Origin of the sequence: Brevundimonas sp. NIBR11 (genome assembly GCF_027912535.1) — a bacterium.
Classification (GTDB): Bacteria; Pseudomonadota; Alphaproteobacteria; order Caulobacterales; family Caulobacteraceae; genus Brevundimonas.
Map to the genome: position 1 here is coordinate 1,562,325 of NZ_CP115465.1, position 24,100 is coordinate 1,586,424.

Here is a 24,100-nt window from a genome sequence, read left to right on the forward strand (position 1 = left end):
CGTGAGGCCTCTCCGCAACCCGGTCATCCAGTCCATCCTGTCATCGATCCTCGCCGCCTGGATGAAGTTCTGCTTCGCCACCATCCGCTGGTCCTACGAGGGGCGCGAACATGCCGAACGGGTCTGGACCGACGGCGGCGGGGTCATTTGCGCCTTCTGGCACTCGCGCATCGGCCTCAGTCCGGCCTGTTGGGACCTCACGCGAGCCCAGCCCGCCAAGGCGCTGATTTCGCTCAGCCCGGACGGCCAGTTCATCGCCAAGGCCGTGGCTCTCCAGGGCTTCCCCGCCGTGCGCGGATCCTCGGCCAACAAGGACAAGGCCGATGCAGCCAAGGGCGGCTCCCGCGCGCTCCGCGACGGCCTGAAACAGCTGAAGATCGGCGCCCTGGCCATCACCCCCGACGGCCCGCGCGGTCCTGTGCGCGTCATGGCCGAGGGCATGCCCCTGATGGCGCGGATGTCTGGCGCGCCTGTCCTGTTCATCGGCATGAGCTGCAAGCCGGCCGTGCGCCTCAACAGCTGGGATCGGGCGCTGCTGCCCCTGCCCTTCGGCCGGGGCGCCATCGTCTATGATCTGAGACGATACCCGGACGGCGTCGACCTCGCCGACGTCACCGGGACCTGGACCGAGTTGCTGACCGCCGTTGAGGCGCGCGCCGATGCGATCACGGGGCTGGCGCGGCTGTGACCCTGTCGCTGACCCTCTATCGCTGGCTGACCCGCGCGCTGGAGCCCTTGGCTCCACGCCTGCTCGACGCCCGTGTGAAACAGGGCAAGGAGGATCCGGTCCGCGTCGACGAACGCCTGGGCGTCGCCGGGGTCGCGCGACCCGAGGGCGAAGTCGTGTGGCTGCACGGCGTCAGCGTCGGTGAGACCCTGTCGCTGCTGCCCCTAGTCGAGCGCTTCGTGAAGGCCCGCCCCGACCTGACCGTCCTCGTCACCTCCGGGACCGTGACCTCGGCCGAACTCCTGGCGCGCCGCTTGCCGCCCGGCGTCCTCCATCAGTTCGCGCCCGTGGACACGCCCGGCGTGGTCGCCGCCTTTCTGGACCACTGGCGACCGTCGCTCGGCGTCTTCGTCGAGTCCGAGCTTTGGCCCAACCTGATCCAGGCCGCCAGGGACCGGAAGACGCCGCTGGCCCTCGTCAGCGCCCGCATCACCGAGAAAACGGCTCAAGGCTGGGCTCGCTTCCCCGCGTCGGCCCGCAAACTGCTGGACTCGTTCGACTGCGTCATGCCTCAGGACATCGTCTCGGCCGACCGGCTCCAGGCAATGGGCGGACGCATCGACGGCCTGGTGAACCTCAAACTCTCTGGCGTCGCCCTGCCCCATGACGCCGCGGCCTTCACCGCCCTCAGCGCCGCCATCGGCGACCGGCCCGTCGTCGTCGCCGCAAGCACCCACGAGGGCGAGGAGATCGCCATCGTCCGCGCGCTGGATCACCTGACCGAGCGGCTCTGCCTGATCCTGGTCCCCCGCCATCCGGAACGCGGCGCCGAGATCGCCACCGCCCTGACCCGGGACGGATATCGCTTCGCCCTGCGCTCGCGCGGCGCCCAGCCGAACGCCGACACCGATCTCTACGTGGCCGACACCTTGGGAGAGCTGGGTCTGTTTCTGCGCTTGGCCGATGTCGTGGTCATGGGCGGATCGTTCGGCTCCTTCCTCGGCCGCGATCCTTGGGGCGGGCACAATCCGCTCGAGCCCGCCCGGCTCGGCAAGCCCGCCATCACAGGCCCGGACAACGCCAACTGGCAGGCGGTGACCGCCGATCTGGTCGGCTCCGGCGGCCTTGCGGTCGTCCATTCGCCCGGCGACCTGCCTGGCGTCGTCGCCCCCCTTCTGGGCGACCCCGTGGCCGCCCGCGCCATGGGCGAGCGCGCCCGCCGCGCCGCCGCCGATGTCGGGGCCGGTCTCGATCGCCTGTGGGACGCGCTCCAGCCGCTGTTGCCGCCGAAGGCCGCACGGTGAGGCTCGGCACGCCCCGGTGGTGGTATGAGCGCAACGGTCGTCATGGTCGGGTCGCCCGCACCCTGCTGAAGCCGGCCTCGTGGATCTGGGCCGGCGTCACCGCACGCCGCATCGCCCGCGCCGCTCCGGTCGATGTGGGAATCCCCGTGATATCGATCGGCAACCTGACGGTCGGCGGCTCCGGCAAGACGCCCGTGGCGCGCGAGGTCCTGCGGCTGCTGCATCAAGCGGGCGTCGAGGCCCACGCCCTGTCGCGCGGATACGGCGGCAAGCTGAACGGCCCGCTCCGCGTCGATCCCGCCATCCACACCGCCGCAGATGTCGGCGACGAGCCTCTGATGCTCTCGGGCGATGCCCCCGCCTGGATCAGCGTCGACAGGGTCGCCGGAGCGCAAGCGGCCGTCGCGGCCGGGGCTCGGGCGCTGGTCCTCGACGACGCCCACCAGAATCCCGCCTTACGCAAGACGCTCAGCCTGATCGTCGTGGATGGCGAAACGCGGGGCGGCGAGTGGCCCTTCGGCGACGGATCGGTCTTCCCGTCCGGTCCGATGCGGGAGCCCCTGAAGGCCGGTCTCGCCCGCGCCGACGCCGTGGTGGTCCTGTTGCCCGGCGACGCCCCGCCCGCCGATCCGGAACTTCTGGAGGAGTTCGGCGCCCTGCCGATCTTCATCGCGCGACTGGAGCCCGCCGGTCCGCCGCCGCTCGGCCCCCAGGTCGGCTTCGCCGGCATCGCCAAGCCGTGGAAGGTCGAACGGTCGCTGATCGCCGCCGGCTGCGACCTGAAGGACTTCGTCCCCTTCCCGGACCACGCCGAGTACCGCGCGGCCGATCTCGCCTTCCTCGTCGATCGCGCCGCCGTCTTCGACGCGGGTCTGGTCACGACCGAAAAGGACTGGGTCCGCCTGCCTGCCGAATGGCGGACTCGCGTCGTTTCCTGGCCCGTCGCCGCGCGGTTTGAGGCCCCGGCGGCGTTCGCGGCCTTCCTGGTTCAGTCGTTGCGGTAGACGACCCCGCCCTTCATCACGAACGCCATATGCTCCAGCGTCGTGACGTCCGTCAGTGGATCGCCCGCGACGGCCACGATGTCAGCGTTCCGACCCGGCGCGATCAACCCGGCCTGGTCCGCGATGCGTAGATGCTCGGCCGCCACCACGGTCGCCGCCTGAATCGCCTCCAGCGGCGTCAGCCCCGCGCGAACCAGCAACGCGAACTCTTGGGCGTTGTCGCCGTGGGCTGAGACGCCCGTATCGGTGCCGAACGCGATCCGCACTCCGCCCTCATGTGCCCGCCGCGCCATGTCGAGCATCTTCGGCCCGGCCTCCAGCGCCTTGGCCGTCTGAGCGGGGGTGAAGAAGTTCGTCGGACTGGCCGCTACTCGAGCGACGAAGTCGCCCGCCAGCAGGGTCGGGATCAGATAGACGCCCTCGCGCCGGAACAGGCGGATCGACTCGTCGTCCAGATAGGTGCCGTGCTCGATCGAGTCGCCGCCCGCGCGCAGGAAGGCGTTGATGCCGTCGACGCCATGGGCGTGGGCCGTGACCTGGCGTCCCATTCGATGGGCGACCTCGACGATGGCGGCCAGTTCGGCGTCCGTGAACTGCTGTGCCAGACCCGCGGCCGTGTTCGACAGCACCCCGCCGGTGGCCGTGATCTTGATGATGTCCGCGCCGGACCGGACCTGGGTCCGCACCGCTCTCATGCAGTCCTCCGGCCCCGAACAGACGCTCTCGGACGACAGCAGGTGCATGATGTCGTCGCGATAGCCGTTGATGTCCCCATGTCCACCGTGGATCGACACGGCCGAGCCCGAGGCAATGACGCGCGGTCCCGGCACGTCCCCCCGCGCGATTCCATCCCGAAGCGCGAAGACCGCGTCGTTGTCTCCGCCCAGATCCGCCACGGTCGTGAACCCGGCCATCAGGGTCAGCCGCGCGTAGCCGGCCCCGACCATGGCGCTGTCGGCCGCGTCTCGCGTGACGACCTGAATACGCGCGTTCGGGTTCTGCTGCGAGGTCAGGTGGACATGGCTGTCGATCAGTCCCGGCAGCACGAAGGAATCGCGCAGATCGACGACATTCGGACCTTCGCCGACGAAGCCGTCGCGGATTTCCGTGATTTGGTTCCCCACGATCACGAGAGTTTTATCTCTCAACACGACCCCGCTCTCGGGGTCCGCCAGAAGCCGCCCCGCCTGAACGAACGTCGTTTCCCCGTTCGCGGGAAAAGCCTGTAGCGCCGGGCCCTGCTGCGCCTGCGACGGTGTTGCGAGCGCGAGTACCGCTGCGGCGGCCAGTGCGACGAACTTCATAAAACCTCTCCCTGATGCGGTGGCTTCACCATACGCCTCGGCGGATTTCGGCCAAGGCTCCGGTTGAACCCGACGACGTGTTTGTGAAACAAGCCATGGCTTCGGCTTAAACCGCTACGAAGGGCGTCGCATGCGGCTATCGAGACGGGGCATGATTCTGGGTGGTTCGGCGATGCTCGCCGGCTGCGCCACCGCACCGGCCGCCGTCGAGACGCCGATCGTGCTGGCGGCCGCGCCGCCGCCCCCGCCCCTGCCGCGCATCCCCCAGATCGCGCCCCCGCCGCTGGATCCCCAGCGCCTGGTCCGTCCGGAACTCATGAGCCGCGCCATGGCGGCCCTGGACGTGCACAGCCACCGCATCACCCTGCGTGATCGAATGTATCTGGTCGATTTCCAAAAATTCTCGGGCGATGCTCGCCTTTACGAAGTCGATCTGATCGGCGGCCGGGTTCAGGCCTTCCGCACCTGCCACGGCCGCGGATCGGATCCCCAGCACTCGGGCTTCGCCCGCCAGTTCTCCAACACCCCGGAAAGCTACATGTCGTCGGTCGGCGCCTACGCCACCGCGGGCGCCGGCTGGGGCGCGCAACAGGGGCCAAACGTCCTGCTCGATGGGCTGGAATACTCCAACAACATGGCCCGCGACCGGGCCATCATCGTCCACGGCGCCGACTATGCCGACCCGGAGTTCCTGGCTCGCGAAGGAAAGCTGGGCCGCAGCTACGGCTGCTTCTCCACCGCCCACACCGATCTGCCGATGCTGCGCGAGCGCATGGGCGAGGGCCGCCTGCTGTTCGCCTCCGCGTAAGGCGCCTATTCCCGCTCCAGCGCGCGCCAGCCGATGTCGGTGCGGTTGAAGCCTCCAGGCCAGTCGATCTTGCGGACCGCCGCATAGGCCCGCTCGCGCGCTTCGGCGATGTCGTCGCCCTCGGCGCAGACGCTCAGAACCCGACCGCCGGTCGCGACCAGGGCCCCGTCCTCGCGACGGTCCGTGCCGGCGTGGAAGACCTGCACGTGGGGGCCGAAATCCTGATCCGCGCCCCGGATGATCGAGCCGGTCAGCGGGCTGTCGGGATAGCCCTTGGCCGCCATGACCACGCAGATCACCGTCTGCGGCTTGAACTCCGGCTCCGGCAGGCGCGACACGTCCCCACGCGCGCAGGCCAGCAAATAGGGCACGATGTCCCCCGCCATCCGCATCATCAGGACCTGGCATTCCGGATCGCCGAAGCGGGCGTTGAACTCCACCACCTTCGGGCCGTCCGCCGTCGCCATGAGCCCGGCGTAGAGCACGCCGCGATAGGGCGCGCCTTCCCCCGCCATGGCCTTCAGGGTCGGCTGGACGATGCGACGGTCGGCCTGCAGCACCAGTTCCTGATCGAACACCGGCGCGGGCGAATAGGCGCCCATGCCGCCCGTATTGGGCCCTAGATCGCCGTCGAAAGCCCGTTTGTGGTCCTGCGCCCCGCCGAACAGGACGGCGCGCTTGCCGTCGCATAGGGCGAACAGGGAGCCCTCTTCGCCCTCCATGAACTCCTCGATCACGACCCGCGACCCGGCCGAGCCGAACCGACCGCCCAGCATTCGCTCGATCTCGGCCTCGGCGTCGCGGCGGTCGGGGCTGATCGCCACCCCCTTGCCGGCGGCCAGACCGTCCGCCTTGATCACATAGGGCGGCTTGAAGACCGACAGGGCCTCCTTGGCGTCCTTGACCCGGTCGTAGACGCCGTAGTGGGCGGTCGGGATTTCATTCCGCTCCAGGAAGGCCTTCGAGAAGGCCTTTGAGGTCTCCAGCTGCGCCGCCTTGGCGCTGGGACCGAAGCAGGGGATGCCGGCCGCGTTCAGCAGATCCGCCAGGCCTGCCCCCAGAGCGATCTCTGGGCCTACGACGACAAGGCCGACCTTCAGTTCCCGCGCCAGCCGGGCCAGTCCCTCGGCGTCGTCGGCCTTCACGTCGGGCACGCACTCCGCGACCTTGGCGATGCCGGGATTTCCGGGTGCGCAGAACAGCCGATCGACTAACGGCGATTGCCGCATTTTCCAGGCCAGGGCGTGTTCGCGCCCTCCCGATCCGACCAGCAGGATATCCATGCGCGCGGAATGGCCGTGGATGGCGACAGGGTCAAGCACTCGCGTAAGCGCAACGTCGTTGCGAAAACCTCACCGGGCTTTCATCGCCGATCCGACGAGGGTCAGCCAAGCACGCCGGAAACCAGATAGACGACGACGCCGAGCATGCAGATCAGCCCCAGGATGACCCAAGGCGCCAGCGGGGCGTTTCCGCTGCGTCGCGACAGGTCGCGCTCGCGAGGGTCTTCTTCGTCGCGAGGCGGGATGCGGTCTTCGGCCATGGTGCAGCTTATATAGGCAGAATGCGGCGGTTTCCGCACCCCTTCGGCGCCGCTACAGTCGCCCCATGACCGACGACTACGTTTTCGCAGGCCCTGCCGACGCCGAACCCGCTCCGGCCCGTGACAACAACCCGCCCCTGTCGATCTCGGAGCTCTCGTTCGCCCTGAAGCGCACGCTTGAGGACCGATTTGGCCATGTCCGCCTGCGGGGCGAGGTGTCGAAGGTCAATCGCCACGCATCCGGCCACATCTATCTGACGCTGAAGGACGACAAGTCCGCCATCGACGGCGTGGTTTGGAAGGGATCAGTCCGCGGCCTCGGCGTCCAGCCGGAGACGGGCCTGGAAGTCATCGTCACCGGTAAGATAACCTCCTATCCGGCCCGCTCGTCGTACCAGATCGTGATCGAATCGATGGAGGCGGCCGGCGCCGGCGCGCTGCTCGCCCAACTCGAACGGCTGAAGGTCAAGTTGAACGGCGAGGGCCTGTTCGAGCCGGCGCGCAAGAAACCGATCCCCTTCTACCCCCGCACGATCGGGGTCATCACCAGCCCGACCGGCGCGGTGATCCGCGACATCCTGCATCGGATCGCCGAACGCTGGCCCTGCCGCGTCATCGTCTGGCCGGTGGTGGTCCAGGGCGACGCCGCCTGCGGTCAGGTCGGAAACGCGATTCGCGGCTTCGACGCCATGCGATCCGATGGTCCCATCCCCCGTCCCGAGCTCCTGATCGTGGCGCGCGGCGGCGGATCCGTCGAGGACCTCTGGTGCTTCAACGACGAGGGTCTGGCCCGCACCGTCGCGGCGGCCTCCATCCCGATCATCTCGGCCGTGGGGCACGAGACCGACACCACCCTGATCGACTTCGTCTCGGACCGCCGCGCCCCCACCCCGACCGGCGCCGCAGAACTGGCCACGCCGGTGCTGGCCGACCTGCGCGCCTTCGTCACCGATCTGGAGCGGCGTCTGGACCGCGCGGGGGCTCGCCTGCTGGAGGACCGTCGCGTCCGCCTGCGCTCCGTCGCGCGGGGCCTGCCCGCCCGACCAGAGGAACTGGTCGCCCTCGCCCAGCAGCGGCTCGACCATGCCTCCAGCCGCCTCGCCTCGGGCCTGAACCGCAACACCGAACTGCATCACCGCCGGCTCGTCACGGCGAGCGGCAGCTTCTCACCCGCTCTGCTGGACCGCGCCCTCGAACAGCGCACAGCTCGCCTCGAAGGCCAGTCCGCCCGCCTCATGGCGGCGCTGGCCGCGAACGCGGCGGTGCACGAGCGTCGCCTGCTGAGGGTCGCCGGTCGCCTTTCGCTGGACCCGATCCACCGCCGTCTCGACCAGCGCGCATCCCGGCTGGAGGGAATCGACGCCCGCCTGTCCCGCCCGATCCCCCAGTCGTTGGAACGCGCGGAGACCCGCCTTGCCGCCCTCGCCCGCGCGTTGGCCACCCTCGACCCGAAGCGGCCCAAGCCCGGCTTCGCCCGCATCGACGACGAGTCCGGCGCCATGGTGTCGTCCGCCGCCGCTCTGGCGCCGGGACAGGCAGTGACCCTGGTCTTCCCCGATGGCTCGAAGGGCGCACGCATCGAGGGCGAGGCGCCCGTGCGGCCCAGGCCGGTCGCCAAACCTAGGGCGGCGCCGGAGGGACAGGGCGATCTCTTCTGAATGTCTCCTCCCCATCGCGACGCGACAGAGAAGAGACGAGGCGCTATCCTCAACGCCATGACCTCCGCTCCCTCCCCCGCGACCCTCCATTACGGCGACGGCGAGTTCGCCGTGCTTAAGCCTGGCCCGTTCGTCCTGTGCGCCGTCTCCGGCAAACCCATCCCGCTGGAAATCCTCCGCTACTGGTCCGTCGAGCATCAGGAGCCCTATTTCGGCCCGACGGAAGCCCTCTCGCGGATGGTCGATCAGTGAACCGCTCCCGGCGCCGCCTGATCCTGGGCGCCGGCGCCGCCTCGCTGACCGGTTCCGCCCTCGCCCAGTCGAACGACGGCCTGACCCTCAACGGCCGCTTCGTCCAAGGCGGCTTCATCATGGGCCGCGCCGGGCCGCGCGCCATGGTCTTCGTCGACGGCGAAGCCCTGACCACGGCCTCGGCCGCCGGCCTTTTCGTGGTCGGGCTCGACCGAGAGGCCCCACCCTCTGTCCAACTCGAAGTGCGCAGCCGGGGCCAGATCGCCCGCCGCACCCTGGCCGTCGCCCGAGGGACCTTCCCCTCCACCCGCATCAACGGCCTGCCCCAGTCGACAGTCGAGCCCACCGATCCGGTCCTGATCGCCCGGATCCAGCAGGAGATCGCGCTCAAGACCGAGGGCTTCGCCAGCCGCACTGACGCCGACGACTTTCGCTCCGGCTTCACCTGGCCGCTCGACAGTTATCGCGTCACCAGCCTGTGGGGCTCGCAGCGCGTCCTCAACGGCACGCCGGCCCGGCCTCACTATGGTATTGATCTAGCCGCGCCCGCCGGCACGCCGATCCGCGCCCCGGCCAACGGTGTCGTGACCCTCGCCCGGTCCGGCATGCATTTCGAGGGCGGTCTGACGCTGATCGACCACGGCCAGGGGTTGATCAGCGCCTATCTTCATCAGTCGCGAATCGCTGTTCTGCCCGGCCAGCGGGTCGCGCGCGGCGACGTTATCGGACGCGTCGGCATGAGCGGCCGCGCCACTGGGCCCCACCTGTGCTGGCGCATGAAGTGGCGCGACCGCAACTGCGACCCGTCGTTGCTTGTCGGCCAGTCCGCTCCGGAAAACGCCTAGTTCTTACGGCCACGCTTTGCTTGTGCGTGGACCTCTCGGGGCTTTGGTCCTAGCATTGACGGCTTGACCGCCTTGGGGGCGGAGCTCGGCCTTTCAAACTCTATGTCCGCCCTTCAATCGCTCAACATCCTGCTGGTCGACGACAATCAGCACATGCGAGCCATCACGTCCGCCATTCTCCAGTCCGCCGGCATCCGCAACATCCGCGAAGTGTCGGACGGCGCCATGGCGCTTGAGGCCCTGCGCGATCACGCCGTTGATCTGGCCATCGTCGATTTCAACATGTTCCCGCTCGATGGGGTCGAATTTACCCGCTTAGTCCGCAACAGCCCAGACAGCGCCAACCCCTATCTGCCGATCATCATGATGACCGGCCATTCGGAGAAGCACCGCGTGGTCGAGGCGCGCGACGCGGGAGTCACCGAATTCGTGGTCAAGCCGATCACCGCCAAGGCCGTGTTCGACCGCATCCAGGCCGTGATCCTGCGCCCCCGCCCGTTCGTAAAGACCGACGACTATTTCGGTCCGGACCGCCGCCGAACCGCGATGGCGCTTAGCTACAAGGGGCCGCGCCGTCGCTTGACCGACACGCCGGAAGCCGTGGGCGGAACCAGCAACGCCACCGAGGTCTAACGCCGCGTCAACGCTTGCCATCTATCGGCCAGTCGTCCGAGACCGCACTTCTTTCCGATTGCGTAGGTTGGCGCGGCGCGCACCGCTGACGCCCGCATCGGTTATCTGGCAGTCCTGCAGGTAAAACCGCGCGGGCGCGTCACGACTCCCGCGACAGAGCGCTGTACACCTTGTCCGGCCAGCGTTTGTGAACCCAGAACCAGTCGACCGGATGCTCCCGCACCCGCTCCTCGACGAAGGTGGTGACCGCCTGCACGCCCCGCGCGATGTCTCCGGCGCGGTCGCCCGTGTTCTGAAGCTCGATCGGCTCATGTGCCGTCACCCGGAACCGCACGCCGGGCAGCCGCACCACCGACATCGGCTGCAGCACTGTCCCGAACCTGAGCGCCAGCCGGCTGGGCCCCGGGGCCGCGTTCACCGGCTGGCCGAAAAATACGACCTCCGGGCCCTCGGAAAACTTCTGATCGTTCATCAGGGCGACGCTCTCGCCTCGCGCCATTCCCGCCAGCAGTTCACGCGCCCCGTCCCCGCCCTTGGGGGCGAACAGCTTCACGCCATAGCGGGCCCGCGCCGCGATGATCTGGGCGTCGACATAGGGGTTGTTGGCCGCGCGGTAGGTCACCTGCACCGGGATGCCCGAGGCGACGAGCACGGCCGCCATGGTCTCGATGTTGGCCATGTGGCCTGAGACGAAGACGACCGGCCTGCCGAACGCCCGGATCGCTTCGAGCCGCTCGGCCCCGACGATGTCGATCCGTCCGGACGCCGGGGTCAACCGGTCCATGATCGCGGTCTCGGCGAAGGTCCGCCCGGTCTGCTCCCACTGCGCGACAGCCAGCCGCCGGCGGTCGTCCTCGCTCATCTCGGGGAAGGCGATCCGCAGGTTCCGCATGACGACCTTGTGGGTGCCCACCAGCGGCCCCAGCGTCCTCAGAACCCAGCCGCCGAAGTTCGACGCCGCCTCCAGCCCGATCAGACGCATCAGACCGATGAAGCCGGCGAACGCCGCCGCCTCCAGCCGCCAGATCAGGTCCTGGCGCAGGCTGACCTTGCGGTCGTCACCAGGCAATCGTGAGCCCGCCGTCCACCACCAGAGTCTGGCCGTTCACATAAGACCCGGCTTTCGAGCACAGATAGACGGCCGTGCCCGCGATCTCGTCCGGCTGGCCGATGCGCTTCATCGGGTTCGGCTCGACCGTGACCTTCAGCACCTCTTCGTTCTCCCACAGGTAGCGGGCGAAGTCGGTCTGGATGAGGCCGGGGGCGATGCAGTTGACCCGTACGTTCGACGGCCCCCACTCGACGGCCAGGTTCCGCGCCAGCTGCATGTCAGCCGCCTTCGACACATTGTACGCGCCGATCAGGGCGTTGCCGCGCAGGCCGCCGATGGACGAAATGATGACGATCGCCCCGTCCTTCCGCGCGATCATCTGCGGCGACACCATCTGGGTCAGCCAGTGATTGGCCAGGACGTTGTTGTGGAAGATCTTCTCGAACTGCTCGTCGGCGATCCCCGCCATCGGCCCGGCGTAGGGGTTGGACGCCGCGTTGCAGACCAGGATGTCGATCTGGCCCCAGGCGGCGTTGGTCTCGTCGACCAGCCGCTGCAGGTCTTCCTTGGACGCGATGTTCGCCGGAATGGCCATCGCCCGGCCCTCGCCGAACTTCGCATTGATCTCGTTGGCGACCTCTTCGCAGGGCCCGGCCTTGCGCGAGGAGATGACGACTTTCGCGCCGTGCTCGGCCATTCGCTCGGCGATCGCCTTGCCGATGCCCTTGGACGAGCCGGTGATGATGGCGACCTTGCCGGTCAGATCGAACAATTCCATGCGTATCCCCTGATTTCGGCGCGGATTCATCGGCCGCGCCCTAGCCGTTTCGTCCTGATACCCCGATACTCGGCCGATTCCATCCGGGAAGACGGACATAGCCGTTCCCATGCGCGCACTGACCAACGGTTTTCTGTTCTTCGGCTACGTCTTCCTCGCGATGACGGTCGGCGCCTTCCTGTGGCGCGCGGGCCTCGGCATCGGCCCGGGCGTCGCCGCGACGTTTGGCGTCCTCGGGGTCCTGACGGCGGTCCACGCCATCTTCACCGGCATCGGCGAGAGGAAGGCCCTGCGCGCCGAGATCGGCCAGGTGCGTGAGGCGCACCGCCTTCTGGCTGACGCCATGGAGCAGACCCAGACCGCGCTCGGCGACCTCGCCTCCGCCATCGAGGCCGGCGCCCTGTCGCGCACCGACGAACTGACCGGCGAGGTCCGCATGCTGGAGGACTTGATCCAGCAGATGAGCCTGTCGATCGACGAGCGCCTGAAGGTCGCGCCCATGGTCGCCCCCGACAGCGCCGAGGCCCGCCGCTACCAGCAGTCCAATCTGCTCCTTAAGACCGTTCACGACGCCCTGTCGGAGAACCGCGTCGACCTCTACCTGCAGCCGGTCGTGACTCTGCCCCAGCGCCGGACCGTCTTCTATGAAAGCTTCACCCGCCTTCGCGACCAGACCGACCGGGTCATGATGCCGGCCGAATACCTGTCCGCCGCCGAGAGCGAGGGCTTGGTCCCGGCCATCGACAACCTTCTGCTGTTCCGCTGCGCCCAGATCGTGCGCCGTCTGGCGCGTCAGGACAGGAAGGTCGGGGTCTTCTGCAACGTCGCCCTGTCCTCGCTGGGCGACGAGACCTTCTTCCCGCAGTTCCTCGAGTTCCTCTCCGAAAACCGCGACCTGAACCAGGCCCTCATCTTCGAGCTGGGTCAGGCGACCTTCGACGCGCGCGGCGCGGTCGAGGCGCGCAACATGGCCAAACTGGCCGACCTCGGCTTCCGCTTCTCGATCGACAAGGTCCAGACCCTCGATCTCGACTTCAACGACCTGCAGCGCTCGGACGTCCGCTTCATCAAGGTCGCCGCCGACCTGCTGATCGAACAGCTTCTGGACCTGGACGGCGGATCGCCGATTCCATCCCTGCGCGACATCCAGGCCGCCGACTTCGCTCAGCTGACCCGACGCTACGGCATCGAGGTCATCGCCGAGAAATGCGAATCGGAACGTCAGATCGTCGATATTCTCGAGCTGGACGTCGCCATGGGTCAGGGCCACCTCTTCGGAGAACCGCGCGCCATCAAGGAAGCGGTGCTGGCGGAGACCGACCCGCCCGCCGACTTCGTCCGCTCCACACTGATTTCGGCCGAGAAGCGCAGGCGCTACGCCTGACGCCCGCATCGGTCAGATGAAGCTGGCCGTGACCGTATAGGCGAAGTTGTAGGTCCCGCTCGCCAGCCCAGCGGCGGTGAAAACATCCATGCCCAAGGTGAAGCTGCCGGTCCCGAGCAGCCCGAGGGGTTTCAAATCGAAGGTCATGCTGGACGCCGGCGCCGGCATGGAGCCGGTGGCCATCAGGATGTTGCCGGTGACCGAGCCGACATAGAATTTGGTGATCTGCGCGTCGCTGCTGGGCACGGGCTGGATCGTCACTCGGACCTGGCGCACGGCGCACAGCCCATTCAGATTGAGAAAGCCGCACGAAATGGTGACGGTCGGCGGCGTCACACCGGCGCTGGAAATGCGGATGCCGTTGCCCGAGGTCTTGGTGACAGATCCGGCGGTGCTGACGGTGAAACTGGTCGCGGTAGTGCCGCGGACCATCGTCCCGAGCGCGGGCGCGACCGCGGGCGTCTGCGAAATCTGGATCTGGGCCGCGGCGCTTGATGGCGCGCCAAGGACGCAGGCGGCGGCCGCCGCGATGACGGCGGGCGCGGCCAGTTTCACGATCGGAGAAGCGTCGGCGCGATGTCCCATGGCGATGCTTTTCTCACGCCGTGATTGCCAAACCGTTCATCCCTGACGGGAAACGTCAGCCGACGTCCATCACCAAGCAGGTGGAAGTCGCCGTCGCATAGAGCTTGCCGTCCACGCCCCTCATCTCGGCCTCGGCGAACGCCGCCCGCCGACCGCTCTGCACGATCCGGCCCTCGGTGATCACCGGCGTGCCCTCGGTCAGGGCGCGATGGAAGACCGTCTTGAGCTCGAGCGAGGTATAGACCTGCCCCGGTTTCAGCATCGAGTGGACGACACAGCCGCAGGCCGAATCGAGCAGGGTTGCGATATAGCCGCCGTGGACGGTGCCGATAGGGTTGTAGACCGCATGCGTCGGCGTGCTCTCGAACCGCACCAGTCCCTCCTCCACATGCGTGAGCCGGAAGCCGAGCGTCTCCGCGATCGGCGCGGCATTGCCGTTCTGGAAGCCCAGTTTTAGCTGTTCGATACCCGAGAGATGGGCGAGCGAGCGAAGATCGGTCATGGCGACGATTCCGGGAGAGGTCCGTCTACAATAAGGACTGTCTTTCTGCAGGCAAGCAAAAGGGGCGCGCCTTCACAGACGCACCCCTCGAAATCCCCGCGTCGTTGTGGAGCTTAGAGACCCGGCAGCTTGAACCCGCTTGAGCGACGCGGCGCGATCACGATGGAGCTCTGCGTCCCGGTGAGGGCCTGCAGGCGCGCATTCTCGCTGGCGGCGTCGATGGTCACCGCGCCCTGAGCGGTCTGGGTTTGGGTGGGGGCTTGCGAAGCCGCGTCGTCACGACGCCAGAACAGGATGCGGTTGGCGAAGCTTTCTTCCTTGTGCGCCAGGTCGCCGAACTCGTCGTCGATGACATAACGAGCCAGCGGATCGGCGCGGTCGGCGCCGGCGGCGAGGACCAGCGCCTGTTCGCCCGGCGTGCGGGTGATGGCTTGACGCTGACCCAACAGGATCTGACGCGCGGCGCTTTCCGGAGCCAGTTCCTGCGGGCGCGGCTGGCCGGGAGCCGGCGGACGCAGACCGTACTCCGGCGGCACGGTCAGCGGGGCGGAGGACACGGTCAGGAACTCGTCCGGCACGACCTTGGTCAGGCCGATGGACTGGCGCAGGCCACCGCAGGCGGTAAGCGCGACGGCCGAAACGGCGATGGCGGAAACGGTCAGGATACGTGACGTCAGGTGGGGGGCGGTTCGCATGGGTCGGTTCGGCTCCGGCGCGATCGTGCGCCCAGGTCAGACGAGTGTTCAGGCAAGGGAAAGAGCGGGTGATTACGCCTTTTCGGGGGCCGCGCCAACGGCATGCTTCCGCTCCGACATCACGCTGTCGAGAATCAGCAGCAGGACGCCGATGGTGATCGCGCTGTCTGCGACGTTGAAGACCCAGGGAAAAACCCCCGTGCCCGAGAAATCGATGAAGTCCACGACGTAGCCGTACTGGATGCGGTCGATGGCGTTGCCGATCGCTCCGCCGATCACCAGACCGATGGCCGAGACCAGGGTGCGACGCTCAGCCTTCGTCGCCCACCACGCCAGGGCGCCCGCCACCAGGATCGAGAAGAAACTCAGCGCCCACCGCGCCGCGCCGCCTCCGAACAGGCCGAAGCTGACTCCCGTGTTCTCGACGTAGGAGAAGTTCAGGATCGGCGGCGCAATGAACACGCGGCCGACCTCGCGCAGGCTCAGGCCTTCCAGCATCCAGTATTTGGTCAGTTGATCCAGGACGATGACGACGAGGGCGAATCCGTAGGCCGCCCAGGCGATACGAGGAATTTTCATGCGGGTTCGGTTAGCAGGCGAAATCGTCCACGCCAACGTCGCTGTCGTCGCGACCGCCCGAGCCTTCTCCTACGTCAACTCCGTTCGAGGTTAGGGTTATGCAAAAGAACCCGCAGGGAGATACGTGATGTCCGACGTCGACCACCGCCTGATGACGCTGAAATCCTCGCTGCGCGAGACCCGGGTCGGGCCCGATCCCGCGCCGTCCGACCTGGCCGAGGGCGAGGTTCTTCTGGCGCTGGACCGGTTTTCCCTGACAACCAACAATATCACCTACGCCGCCTATGGCGACGCCATCGGCTACTGGAAGGTCTTCCCGACCGGCGATCCCGCCTGGGGTATGATGCCCGTGTGGGGTTTCGCCGACGTCGCCGCCTCTCGCGCTGAGAGCGTCGAGGTCGGGGCCCGCGTCTTCGGCTACTTCCCAATGGCCGACACGCTTCTGGTCCAGGCCGAGAAGATCAGCCGGGGCGGTTTCGCCGACGCTTCGCCCTGGCGAAAGGCCGTGCCCGATATCTACAATCGCTACGTCCTGTGCGCGGCCGACCGCAACTACGACAAGGCGCTGGAGAACCCCGAGGCCCTGTTTCGCCCCCTGTTCATCACCTCCTACACGGCCGTCGATTTCCTGCGCGACGCCGGCTTTTTCGGCGCCAAGCGGGTCGTGGTCTCCAGCGCGTCTTCGAAGACCGCCTACGGCTCCGCCCACTGTCTGGCGAACGACGACGTCGAGGTCATCGCCCTGACCGGCGCCCGCAACCGCCCCTTCGTCGAGGGTCTGGGCGTTTACGACGCCGTCCACGGCTATGAACAGGTGGAGGCCCTGCCGAACGACCGACCGACACTCTACCTCGACCTCGCCGGCGACCGCGAACTGCGCCGCCGCATCCACGTTCGTCTCGGCGACGCCCTGAGATACGATTGTCTGGTCGGCTCCACGCAGAGCGACGCATTCACCGAAAACGATCCCGAACTGGTCGGGCCGAAACCCGTCTTCTTCTTCGCCGCCACCTGCCTGGACCAGCACCGCGAGCGTGGGACTCTGCACGCCTTCTACGACCGCTTCCTGTCGGATCAGAAAGCCTTCTTCGAGCGTGTCGTCGACCCGGCCTCGCCCTGGATCCGCATCGTCGAGCACCACGGGTTCGCCGCCATCGCCGATGTGGTCCGCGACCTGGCCGACGGCGTGTCCGACCCGGCGGAAGGCGCGATCGGAGTGATCTCCCGCTAGCCCTCAAGCAGCAGCCGGGCCATATGCAGCGCATGACCTTGCCCCACGCCCTGCCTCGTCTCTCCACCGTCGCCGACGACTACGACGTCCTGCTGTGCGATGTCTGGGGCGTGATCCACAACGGCCGCGAGAGCTGGCCCGAGGCGTGCGACGCCCTGACGAAGTTCAACGAGCAGGGCGGCCACGTCGTTCTGATCTCCAACTCTCCGCGCCCCTCGCACGACGTGGTGGCCCAGCTGGACGGTCTCGGCGTCCCGCGCTCGAGCTGGAAGGCCTTCGTCACTTCGGGCGACGCGACCCGGATGGAGCTGGCCCGTCGCGCCCCCGGCCCGGCCCTGATCATCGGGCCGGCCCGCGATGACATCCTCTATGAGGGTCTCAATCTCGACCGGGTGGATAAGGTCGCCGACGCCGCCTTCCTGTCCGTCACCGGCATGATCGACGACGAAACCGAGACGCCCCAGCACTATTTCGAACAGCTGTCGCAGGCCGCCGAGCGCGAACTGGAGCTGATCTGCGCCAACCCGGACCGCATCGTTCAGCGCGGCGACACGATCATCTACTGCGGCGGCGCCTTGGCCGACCTCTACGAATCTCTCGGCGGCCGCGTGACCATGGCCGGCAAGCCCTATGCCCCGATCTACGCCCTCTCGCTCGCCGAGGCGGAAAAGTTGATGGGTCGTCCCGTCGACCGCTCCCGCGTTCTCTGCATCGGCGACGGGGTGATCACCGACGTCCTCGGCGCCAACCAGCAGGCGCTTGACTGCCTGTTTATCGCCCAGGGCATCCACGGCGACGCCGCACGTGGCGACGACGGCGCAATCGATCCGCTTCGCGCCGCCGCCCTCCTGGCGCCCGAGACCGCCTACGCCCGCTACGCGGCCCTGGACCTGAAATGGTAGTTCTCGCCAAATCGGCGAAGCGCGTCTAACACCGCCCCATGAACACCGGACCTCACCCCTCGGGCGGCTATATCCTCGAAGAACTCTCGCCCGGCATGGTGGCCGTCAAGGACGTGACCATCACCGAGGACCGGATCCAGCAGTTCGCCGAAGCCTCCGACGACTTCAATCCCGTCCATATGGACGAGGCCTTTGCGTCCAAGACCGCCTATCGCGGCCGGATCGCCCACGGCCTGCTTTCGGCCAGCTTCGGCTCGGCCGTGGTCGGCACGATCCTGCCGGGCGCCGGCGCCATCTACCTGTCGCAGTCGCTCGCCTTCCATAAGCCGGTCCGCATCGGCGACGTCGTGCGCGCTCAGATCACCGTCGCCTCCGTCGATCCCGAATCCGCCCGCGTCGTCCTGCGCACCGAAGGCTATGTGAACGACGAGATGATCATGGAGGGCGAGGCGACCGTGCGCGTCCCCCGCCGCCGCCGTCCCGCCAAGGACTGATCGAGGCCTTCGCCTTGGCAATCGACATCATCCGCCATTGGCGCGACCTGCCCGCCTCCCAGCGGGGCGCGGCGGCCGCCTTGGGCGCCTTCGATGGCGTCCATCGCGGGCACCAGGCCGTTATCGCCTCTGCTAAGTCGGCCGCCGACCGTCTGAACGCCCCCCTCGCCGTCGTCAGCTTCGACCCGCACCCGCGCCGCTGGTTCCAGCCCGACGCCGCCCCTTTCCGCCTGATGAGCCCCGCCCAGATGGCCCACGCCCTTGAGCCGCTCGGCGTCGATCGCCTCTACCTCCTGGCCTTTGACGCCGATATGGCCGCCATGTCGGATGAGGCCTTCGCGGTCGAAGTCCTGTCAGGCGGCCTGGGCCTCACCCACGCCTCGGTCGGATTTGACTTCACCTACGGCAAGGGCCGCACCGGCTCGCCCGAAGCGCTCGCCCGCGTCGGCCGCGAGTTGGGCTTCTCTGTGGTCGTCACCCCTCGCGTCGACGACGCTGGCGGCCTGAAACTTTCCTCAAGCGCCGTGCGCGAGGCCCTGAACGCCGGCGACATGGCCCGCGCCGCCGCCATCCTGGGCCGGCCCTTCGCCATCGAGGGCGAGGTCGTCCACGGCGACAAGCGCGGCCGCACCATTGGCGTCCCGACCGCCAATGTCCGCCTCGGCGACTACATGCGCCCAGCCTACGGGGTCTATGCCACCCGCACCCGCCTGCCCGACGGCCGCGTCATCGACGGCGTCGCCAACCTGGGCGTCCGTCCCATGTTCGAGATCGCCCAGCCCCTTTTGGAGGTCTGGCTGTTCGACTTCGCCGAGGACCTCTACGGCCAGACCATCGCAACCGAACTGGTCGCCCTGCTGCGCGGCGAAATGAGTTTCGACGGCCTCGACGCCCTCAAGGTCCAGATCGACGCCGATGCGGCGGCGGCAAGGGCGATCCTGGCCGCCTGACGGGTCAGCCCGCCGCCTCGGCCACCGCCATCAAGGTGTCGTGAAGCGAGGTCGTGCCGTCGATGATGTCGTCGACCTTCCAATTCGGCCCCTCGCGGACCAGCTTCAGCTTCAAGGTCTTCTGCTCGCCCATGTTGGTGAAAGCGACATTGGCTTCCGCGGCATTGGGGTCCGCCTGGGCCACGGCGGTCGACCGCACCACGAAGTCGGCCTGGTCCTGGCAGGCGCAGAAGGGGTCGTAGTTCAGGGTCGGGACCTCGCCGTTGGCTGCCCGGACGTCCGCACCGATCAGGGCGTTCATGGTGCGCGAGAACATCGGGTCCTGCCCCGGCGGCGGGTTTTCACCCTGCACGCCGCCACCAACATACTGGGCGTAGATCATCCGCACGAAGGCCTCCGGCCCCTCGCCCGCCGCCGCATAGACCTGATCCCGCGACACGGGCCCGGTCGGCGCCGTCGCCCCCGCCGTGGCGGAAGCGGAGGCCGAGGCGGGCTCTTTCGCCTCCTTCCCCTGCGAACAGGCCGCCAGCACCAGGGCGGCCGAAACCATCATCAGACTGCGCATTGTCGGTCTCCAGTTCATTGGGCTTTCGCGGCCCGGGCTTCGGCGATCCAGGCGGTCATCGACTGGGCCAGCGGCTGTTGCGGGAACTCGACCGTCTGGTCGCGCACGATGTCGTCGATCTTCCAGTCCCCGTCCTCCTTGACCAGCTTGTAGGTCTGGGTCCGCGTCTCGACCGGCTCGGCCATGGTCCAGGTCATCACCACCGTCACGTCCGCCCGATCGGCGGAGACCGCCCCCGGCGTGACGCGGGTCAATCGCATGCCGCCGTCGTCCTGACAGTCGCAGATGGGGTCGGATTCGAAATAGGCGTATTCGCCGGGCTCGCCCAGCGCCTCGGTCTCGGCGATCAGCGCCCTCGTGCGCGCGGACCACATCGAAGGGACTTCAACCTCGGGCGCGTCCGGGTCCTCGTTGCGGACGGCGGTGCCGCCCTGCTCCGTCAGATACAGCGACCGCACGAAGGCCTCCGGCGTCTGTCCCGTCGCCGGAGCCTCGGCCGCCGTCGCCGGCGCCCCGGCCTTGTCCTCGGGCTGCGAACAGGCCGCCAGCGCCAGTACGGCCGCGCCCAGCATCCACACCTTCATCGTCATCCGCCAGCCTTCAGCTCTGCGGTCGAGGCGATCAGCCCCTCGACCATGTTTGGCTGGCCGTACATGGTCGCTCCCGGTCCCCAGACGATGTCGTCGATGGCCCAATGCCCGCCCTCGCGCACCAGTTTCAGCGTCTGGCTGACCGTCACGGGCGGCTCGCCGTTGACGAAGGTCACCGCCGCATCGGCGCTGTCGGTGCCCGTCGGGGTCACCGTCAGGGCCGTGATGTGCAGCTTTAGCCAGTCCTGACAATTGCAGACGGGGTCGAAGCCCAGATAGCCGACGCCCTCGGCCGCCTCATAATTCGCATCCCACAGCGCCTGCGTTCGCGCCGACCACTCGCCGCCGATCATCCCGGACTGCACGTTCGGATCGTCGTGGTAGTTGGCATAGAGAGCGCGCACGAAGGCCTCGGCCCCCTCCGCCTGCGCTGCCGTTGTCGCGGTCGCCGCAGGCGGGGCCGCACTCTCCGCCGGCTTGGCGTCACACCCCGCCAGTGACCCCGCCGCAAGCACCGCCCAAGCCAGCCCGGTCATCCTGATCCGCATAGCCCATCCTCCCGTTTGCCGATGACGGTAGCGCATGCCGCCGTTTTTCCCAGCCCGCGCACGTTGCGACCGTCCCGCGCGACACGCCAGCCACAGTTCCTGATCAAGCGGGTGGCGCCCGCCACGCCGCCTCTGCTAGACCCCGTCCACGATGACTGTTCGCGTCCTTCCGCGCCCGATTTCGATTAGCCGCCCGGCGTAGCGCCGCAGGGGGTTCCCCCGCGCACGCCGGGTTCGATGCCGAAGACGCGAACGATCACTCTTAGGATTGCCGAGACCACCATGGCCGACGACGCCCAAACTCCCGATTCCCCGACCTCGCGCGACTATCGCGACACGGTCTTCCTGCCCGAGACCCCCTTCCCGATGCGCGGCGGCCTGCCCCAGAAGGAGCCGCTGATCCTCGAGCAGTGGGGCGACCTCTACGGCAAGCTGCGCGCCCGGCGTCAGGCCGAAAAGGCGCCGTTGTACGTCCTCCACGACGGCCCGCCCTACGCCAACGGCGACATCCACATCGGCCACGCCCTGAACAAGACGCTGAAAGACTTCGTGGTCCGGTCGCGCTTTCTGCTCGGCTACGACGTCGACTTCGTGCCCGGCTACGACTGCCACGGCCTGCCGATCGAGTGGAAGATCGAAGAGGAGTTCCGCGCCAAGGGCCGCCGCAAGGACGAGGTCTCCAAGGCCGAATTCCGCGCCGCCTGCCGCGCCTATGCCGGCAAATACATCGACACCCAGACCGGCCAGTTCAAACGCCTGGGCATCGTCGGCGACTGGGACAACCGCTACGCCACCATGGACTTCACGTCCGAGGCGACGATCGTCGCCGAGTTCCACAAGTTCAAGAACACGGGCCAGCTCTATCGCGGTTCCAAACCCGTCATGTGGTCGCCGGTCGAGCGTACGGCCCTGGCCGACGCCGAGATCGAGTACCACGACCACGTCTCGCCCACGATCTGGGTGAAATTCCCGGTCACGGGCGCCTCGGACGACCATCCGGATGATTTGCTGGCCTTCCGCTCGGCGACGCCGTCGATCGTCATCTGGACCACCACGCCCTGGACGATCCCGGCCAACCGGGCGATCAGCTACGGCCCCGAGATCGCCTATGGCCTGTACGAGGTGACGGCCATGGAGACCGGGCTGGAGTTCGAGCCTTGGGCCGCGCCCGGCGACCGGCTGATCGTCGCCGACAAGCTGGCGGAAGAGGTCTTCAAGGCCGCGAAGATCGCTGCCTGGACCCGCGTCTACGACATCAATCCGTCCGGCCTCGAATGCGCTCACCCGCTGGCGGCGCTCGACCCCGGCTACGGCTTCTCCGTTCCCCTGCTCTCGGGCGACCATGTCACCGACGACGCGGGTACGGGCTTCGTCCACACCGCCCCCGGCCACGGCGCCGACGACTTCGAGGTCTGGAAGGCCCACGGTCATCACGAAGTGCCCGACACCGTCGACCCCGACGGCGCCTACTACCCCTCCGTGCCCCTGTTCGCGGGCCTCAAGGTCCTCGAGACCGAGGGCAAGAAGACCGGCAAGTTCGGCCCTGCCAACGGCGCGGTGATGGAAAAGCTGATCGAGGCCGGAAACCTGCTTGCGCGCGGCCGGCTGGAGCATTCCTACCCCCACTCCTGGCGCTCCAAGGCCCCCGTCATCTTCCGCAACACGCCCCAGTGGTTCATCCGCATGGATCAGCCGCTGAAGTCCGGCGACACCCTGCGCGAGACGGCGCTGAAGGCCATCGACGACACCGCGTTCCATCCGGCGGCGGGCAAGAACCGCATCCGCTCGATGGTCGAGGGTCGCCCCGACTGGTTGATCAGCCGCCAGCGCGCCTGGGGCACGCCGCTCGCCATGTACGTCGACAAACACACGGGCCAGCCGCTGAACGACCCGGAGGTCGACGCCCGCATCGTCGCAGCGGTCTCGCAGGGCGGCGCCGACGCCTGGTTCACCGCGTCCGACGCCGACTTCCTGGGCGCCCACGATCCGGCCCGGTTCGAGAAGGTCGAGGACATCGTCGACGTCTGGTTTGACTCGGGTTCGACCCACGCCTTCACCCTGGACCCGCGCACGCCCGAGCATGGCTATACGGGCGATCACCCTGCCCACTGGCCCGCCGACCTTTATCTGGAAGGCTCCGACCAGCATCGCGGCTGGTTCCAGTCGTCCCTGCTGGAAGGCTGCGGCACGCGCGGCCGCGCCCCGTTCAAGGCGGTGCTGACCCACGGCTTCACCCTGGACGAGAACGGGGAGAAGATGTCGAAGTCCAGGGGCAACACGACCGACCCCCTGACCATCATCAAGGAGAGCGGGGCCGACATCCTGCGTCTGTGGGTCGCCCTGGTCGACTATTCGGACGACCAGCGGATCGGCAAACAGATCCTCCAGACCACGGTCGACGCCTACCGTAAGCTGCGGAACACTGTCCGCTATCTGCTGGGCGCCCTCTCGGACTTCGACGAGGCCGAACGCGTCGCCTACGCCGACATGCCGCCGCTGGAGAAGTTCATCCTCCATCGCCTGCACGAACTGGATGGTCAGGTCCGCTCGGCCTACCAAGGCTACCGCTTCCAGGACGTCGTCCGCCCGGTGCTGGAGTTCTGCTCCAACGACCTCTCGGCGCTCTATTTCGACATCCGCAAGGACAGCCTCTACTGCGACCGCCCCGACGCCATCCGTCGTCGTGCCGCCCGCACGGTGATGCACGAGGTCTTCGTCCGCCTGACCGCCTGGCTGGCCCCGCTGACGCCCTTCACCATGGAAGAGGCCTGGACGACCCTCTACCCCGAGGGCGACACCAACTGCGGCCGCGTGATACCGCAGACGCCAGATCAATGGCGGAACGCGGAAGAGGCCGCGCGGTGGGCTTCGGTTCAGTCGGTTCTGGAAGTCGTCAACGACGCCCTCGAAGCCGCCCGTCGCGAAAAGACCATCGGCGGAGCGTTGGACGCCTGGCCGACCGTCACCGGCCCCGCGGGATCTTTCGCGGCCTTCGACGGCCTCGACGCGGCGGAGGTGTTCCGCACCTCGGGCGCCGAACTGGCCGAGGGCGGCGACGCCATCACGGTCGCGGTCAACCTCGCCGACTATCCCAAGTGCGCCCGCTCTTGGCGGCGCGTGCCGGATGTGGGTTCTGATGCCCAATACCCCGGCCTCTCCGCCCGCGACGCCGATGCCGTCAGGCACTGGGACGCGACGCACTAACCTCACCCTCTCCCAGAGGGAGAG

At 68.1% G+C, this 24,100-nt stretch carries 26 protein-coding genes; 14 read left to right on the forward strand and 12 right to left on the reverse strand.

From position 1 onward, the window contains the following. The first annotated feature begins 1 nt into the window (after position 1). Genes O5O43_RS07785 through lpxK form a run of 3 tightly spaced genes read left to right on the forward strand, consistent with a single transcriptional unit; the run spans position 2 to position 2,975 of the window. Positions 2-688: a lysophospholipid acyltransferase family protein gene (locus O5O43_RS07785; RefSeq protein WP_271086330.1), complete on the forward strand. Its 687-nt coding sequence runs from the start codon at positions 2-4 to the stop codon at positions 686-688. Further along, complete coding sequence (locus tag O5O43_RS07790) at positions 685-1,971, forward strand: 3-deoxy-D-manno-octulosonic acid transferase (RefSeq protein WP_271086331.1); 1,287 nt, start codon at positions 685-687, stop codon at positions 1,969-1,971. Before O5O43_RS07785 ends, O5O43_RS07790 begins: the two co-directional genes overlap by 4 nt. Then, the gene (lpxK, locus tag O5O43_RS07795) at positions 1,968-2,975 is read left to right on the forward strand and encodes a tetraacyldisaccharide 4'-kinase (protein ID WP_271086332.1); all 1,008 of its coding nucleotides are present in this window, start codon (positions 1,968-1,970) and stop codon (positions 2,973-2,975) included. Before O5O43_RS07790 ends, lpxK begins: the two co-directional genes overlap by 4 nt. Here the strand turns inward: lpxK and O5O43_RS07800 are convergent. Continuing rightward, positions 2,960-4,279 (reverse strand): amidohydrolase family protein, encoded by a 1,320-nt coding sequence (locus O5O43_RS07800; RefSeq protein WP_271086333.1) that lies wholly within the window; start codon positions 4,277-4,279, stop codon positions 2,960-2,962. The two genes, lpxK and O5O43_RS07800, sit on opposite strands and share 16 nt — an antisense overlap. Before the next feature lie 151 nt (positions 4,280-4,430). Here O5O43_RS07800 and O5O43_RS07805 point away from each other — a divergent pair, with 151 nt between their 5' ends. Then, positions 4,431-5,087: a murein L,D-transpeptidase catalytic domain-containing protein gene (locus tag O5O43_RS07805; RefSeq protein WP_271086334.1), complete on the forward strand. Its 657-nt coding sequence runs from the start codon at positions 4,431-4,433 to the stop codon at positions 5,085-5,087. Positions 5,088-5,092: 5 nt separating this feature from the next. Here O5O43_RS07805 and purD read toward each other — a convergent pair whose 3' ends face one another. Then, on the reverse strand, positions 5,093-6,370 hold the full coding sequence (purD, locus tag O5O43_RS07810; protein WP_271086410.1) for a phosphoribosylamine--glycine ligase: 1,278 nt from the start codon (positions 6,368-6,370) through the stop codon (positions 5,093-5,095). 101 nt (positions 6,371-6,471) lie between these two features. Continuing rightward, the gene (locus O5O43_RS07815; protein WP_271086335.1) at positions 6,472-6,630 is read right to left on the reverse strand and encodes a hypothetical protein; all 159 of its coding nucleotides are present in this window, start codon (positions 6,628-6,630) and stop codon (positions 6,472-6,474) included. 65 nt (positions 6,631-6,695) lie between these two features. Between O5O43_RS07815 and xseA the strand changes: the two genes are divergently transcribed. From xseA to O5O43_RS07835, 4 genes are all read left to right on the forward strand, one after another. Further along, on the forward strand, positions 6,696-8,288 hold the full coding sequence (gene xseA / locus O5O43_RS07820; protein ID WP_271086336.1) for an exodeoxyribonuclease VII large subunit: 1,593 nt from the start codon (positions 6,696-6,698) through the stop codon (positions 8,286-8,288). 57 nt (positions 8,289-8,345) lie between these two features. Beyond that, entirely contained in the window at positions 8,346-8,540 is a 195-nt protein-coding gene (locus tag O5O43_RS07825) for a DUF2093 domain-containing protein (RefSeq protein WP_271086337.1), read from the forward strand. Further along, positions 8,537-9,385, forward strand: coding sequence for a M23 family metallopeptidase (locus O5O43_RS07830; protein WP_271086338.1), 849 nt, complete (start codon positions 8,537-8,539; stop codon positions 9,383-9,385). The genes O5O43_RS07825 and O5O43_RS07830 overlap by 4 nt, the downstream gene beginning before the upstream one ends. Before the next feature lie 102 nt (positions 9,386-9,487). Next, positions 9,488-10,018 carry a response regulator gene (locus tag O5O43_RS07835; RefSeq protein ID WP_271086339.1) on the forward strand — a complete coding sequence of 177 codons (531 nt, stop codon included), beginning with the start codon at positions 9,488-9,490 and terminating at the stop codon, positions 10,016-10,018. Positions 10,019-10,157: 139 nt separating this feature from the next. Here the strand turns inward: O5O43_RS07835 and O5O43_RS07840 are convergent, their stop codons facing one another. Then, positions 10,158-11,087, reverse strand: a complete 930-nt coding sequence (locus O5O43_RS07840) for a lipid A biosynthesis acyltransferase (RefSeq protein ID WP_271086340.1) — start codon at positions 11,085-11,087, stop codon at positions 10,158-10,160. Next, a complete protein-coding gene (locus O5O43_RS07845; protein WP_271086341.1) occupies positions 11,077-11,847 on the reverse strand; it encodes an SDR family oxidoreductase in 771 nt (256 codons plus the stop codon). Before O5O43_RS07845 ends, O5O43_RS07840 begins: the two co-directional genes overlap by 11 nt. Before the next feature lie 109 nt (positions 11,848-11,956). Here O5O43_RS07845 and O5O43_RS07850 point away from each other — a divergent pair, with 109 nt between their 5' ends. Next, positions 11,957-13,231: an EAL domain-containing protein gene (locus O5O43_RS07850; RefSeq protein ID WP_271086342.1), complete on the forward strand. Its 1,275-nt coding sequence runs from the start codon at positions 11,957-11,959 to the stop codon at positions 13,229-13,231. A gap of 12 nt (positions 13,232-13,243) precedes the next feature. On the opposite strand, the gene O5O43_RS07855 is transcribed toward O5O43_RS07850, so the two are convergent. From O5O43_RS07855 to lspA, 4 genes are all read right to left on the reverse strand, one after another. Continuing rightward, positions 13,244-13,786: a hypothetical protein gene (locus O5O43_RS07855; RefSeq protein WP_271086343.1), complete on the reverse strand. Its 543-nt coding sequence runs from the start codon at positions 13,784-13,786 to the stop codon at positions 13,244-13,246. An 85-nt stretch (positions 13,787-13,871) separates the two neighbouring features. Further along, positions 13,872-14,318, reverse strand: coding sequence for a PaaI family thioesterase (locus O5O43_RS07860; RefSeq protein ID WP_271086344.1), 447 nt, complete (start codon positions 14,316-14,318; stop codon positions 13,872-13,874). A 113-nt stretch (positions 14,319-14,431) separates the two neighbouring features. Next, on the reverse strand, positions 14,432-15,013 hold the full coding sequence (locus O5O43_RS07865; protein ID WP_271086345.1) for a DUF3035 domain-containing protein: 582 nt from the start codon (positions 15,011-15,013) through the stop codon (positions 14,432-14,434). A 72-nt stretch (positions 15,014-15,085) separates the two neighbouring features. Further along, on the reverse strand, positions 15,086-15,592 hold the full coding sequence (lspA, locus tag O5O43_RS07870) for a signal peptidase II (protein ID WP_271086346.1): 507 nt from the start codon (positions 15,590-15,592) through the stop codon (positions 15,086-15,088). 127 nt (positions 15,593-15,719) lie between these two features. On the opposite strand from lspA, the gene O5O43_RS07875 reads away from it, so the two are divergent. Genes O5O43_RS07875 through O5O43_RS07890 form a run of 4 tightly spaced genes read left to right on the forward strand, consistent with a single transcriptional unit; the run spans position 15,720 to position 19,169 of the window. Beyond that, the gene (locus O5O43_RS07875; protein ID WP_271086347.1) at positions 15,720-16,823 is read left to right on the forward strand and encodes a DUF2855 family protein; all 1,104 of its coding nucleotides are present in this window, start codon (positions 15,720-15,722) and stop codon (positions 16,821-16,823) included. Between the two features lie 32 nt (positions 16,824-16,855). After that, positions 16,856-17,725: a TIGR01459 family HAD-type hydrolase gene (locus O5O43_RS07880; RefSeq protein ID WP_271086348.1), complete on the forward strand. Its 870-nt coding sequence runs from the start codon at positions 16,856-16,858 to the stop codon at positions 17,723-17,725. Between the two features lie 38 nt (positions 17,726-17,763). Continuing rightward, complete coding sequence (locus O5O43_RS07885) at positions 17,764-18,219, forward strand: MaoC family dehydratase (protein ID WP_271086349.1); 456 nt, start codon at positions 17,764-17,766, stop codon at positions 18,217-18,219. A 14-nt stretch (positions 18,220-18,233) separates the two neighbouring features. Further along, complete coding sequence (locus O5O43_RS07890) at positions 18,234-19,169, forward strand: bifunctional riboflavin kinase/FAD synthetase (RefSeq protein ID WP_271086350.1); 936 nt, start codon at positions 18,234-18,236, stop codon at positions 19,167-19,169. 4 nt (positions 19,170-19,173) lie between these two features. On the opposite strand, the gene O5O43_RS07895 is transcribed toward O5O43_RS07890, so the two are convergent. From O5O43_RS07895 to O5O43_RS07905, 3 genes are read right to left on the reverse strand one after another with little or no spacing between them, the layout of a single operon-like run. Beyond that, positions 19,174-19,734, reverse strand: a complete 561-nt coding sequence (locus tag O5O43_RS07895) for a DUF3828 domain-containing protein (RefSeq protein ID WP_271086351.1) — start codon at positions 19,732-19,734, stop codon at positions 19,174-19,176. A 14-nt stretch (positions 19,735-19,748) separates the two neighbouring features. After that, positions 19,749-20,324 carry a DUF3828 domain-containing protein gene (locus tag O5O43_RS07900; RefSeq protein WP_271086352.1) on the reverse strand — a complete coding sequence of 192 codons (576 nt, stop codon included), beginning with the start codon at positions 20,322-20,324 and terminating at the stop codon, positions 19,749-19,751. Further along, on the reverse strand, positions 20,321-20,872 hold the full coding sequence (locus O5O43_RS07905; protein ID WP_271086353.1) for a DUF3828 domain-containing protein: 552 nt from the start codon (positions 20,870-20,872) through the stop codon (positions 20,321-20,323). The genes O5O43_RS07900 and O5O43_RS07905 overlap by 4 nt, the downstream gene beginning before the upstream one ends. A 282-nt stretch (positions 20,873-21,154) precedes the next feature. Here O5O43_RS07905 and ileS point away from each other — a divergent pair, with 282 nt between their 5' ends. Then, a complete protein-coding gene (ileS, locus tag O5O43_RS07910) occupies positions 21,155-24,076 on the forward strand; it encodes an isoleucine--tRNA ligase (RefSeq protein WP_271083340.1) in 2,922 nt (973 codons plus the stop codon). Positions 24,077-24,100: the final 24 nt, after the last annotated feature.

What these genes read in the sequence shown, in the direction of transcription:
- ileS (WP_271083340.1), top strand. Translation starts at nt 21,155, where the DNA reads ATGGCCGACGACGCCCAAACTCCCGATTCCCCGACCTCGCGCGACTAT.
- O5O43_RS07865 (WP_271086345.1), bottom strand. Translation starts at nt 15,013, where the DNA reads ATGCGAACCGCCCCCCACCTGACGTCACGTATCCTGACCGTTTCCGCC.
- xseA (WP_271086336.1), top strand. Translation starts at nt 6,696, where the DNA reads ATGACCGACGACTACGTTTTCGCAGGCCCTGCCGACGCCGAACCCGCT.
- O5O43_RS07835 (WP_271086339.1), top strand. Translation starts at nt 9,488, where the DNA reads ATGTCCGCCCTTCAATCGCTCAACATCCTGCTGGTCGACGACAATCAG.
- O5O43_RS07895 (WP_271086351.1), bottom strand. Translation starts at nt 19,734, where the DNA reads ATGCGCAGTCTGATGATGGTTTCGGCCGCCCTGGTGCTGGCGGCCTGT.
- O5O43_RS07885 (WP_271086349.1), top strand. Translation starts at nt 17,764, where the DNA reads ATGAACACCGGACCTCACCCCTCGGGCGGCTATATCCTCGAAGAACTC.
- O5O43_RS07860 (WP_271086344.1), bottom strand. Translation starts at nt 14,318, where the DNA reads ATGACCGATCTTCGCTCGCTCGCCCATCTCTCGGGTATCGAACAGCTA.
- O5O43_RS07805 (WP_271086334.1), top strand. Translation starts at nt 4,431, where the DNA reads ATGATTCTGGGTGGTTCGGCGATGCTCGCCGGCTGCGCCACCGCACCG.
- O5O43_RS07905 (WP_271086353.1), bottom strand. Translation starts at nt 20,872, where the DNA reads ATGCGGATCAGGATGACCGGGCTGGCTTGGGCGGTGCTTGCGGCGGGG.
- O5O43_RS07875 (WP_271086347.1), top strand. Translation starts at nt 15,720, where the DNA reads ATGTCCGACGTCGACCACCGCCTGATGACGCTGAAATCCTCGCTGCGC.
- lspA (WP_271086346.1), bottom strand. Translation starts at nt 15,592, where the DNA reads ATGAAAATTCCTCGTATCGCCTGGGCGGCCTACGGATTCGCCCTCGTC.
- O5O43_RS07900 (WP_271086352.1), bottom strand. Translation starts at nt 20,324, where the DNA reads ATGACGATGAAGGTGTGGATGCTGGGCGCGGCCGTACTGGCGCTGGCG.
- O5O43_RS07850 (WP_271086342.1), top strand. Translation starts at nt 11,957, where the DNA reads ATGCGCGCACTGACCAACGGTTTTCTGTTCTTCGGCTACGTCTTCCTC.
- O5O43_RS07815 (WP_271086335.1), bottom strand. Translation starts at nt 6,630, where the DNA reads ATGGCCGAAGACCGCATCCCGCCTCGCGACGAAGAAGACCCTCGCGAG.
- O5O43_RS07800 (WP_271086333.1), bottom strand. Translation starts at nt 4,279, where the DNA reads ATGAAGTTCGTCGCACTGGCCGCCGCAGCGGTACTCGCGCTCGCAACA.
- purD (WP_271086410.1), bottom strand. Translation starts at nt 6,370, where the DNA reads ATGGATATCCTGCTGGTCGGATCGGGAGGGCGCGAACACGCCCTGGCC.
- O5O43_RS07880 (WP_271086348.1), top strand. Translation starts at nt 16,856, where the DNA reads ATGACCTTGCCCCACGCCCTGCCTCGTCTCTCCACCGTCGCCGACGAC.
- O5O43_RS07845 (WP_271086341.1), bottom strand. Translation starts at nt 11,847, where the DNA reads ATGGAATTGTTCGATCTGACCGGCAAGGTCGCCATCATCACCGGCTCG.
- O5O43_RS07825 (WP_271086337.1), top strand. Translation starts at nt 8,346, where the DNA reads ATGACCTCCGCTCCCTCCCCCGCGACCCTCCATTACGGCGACGGCGAG.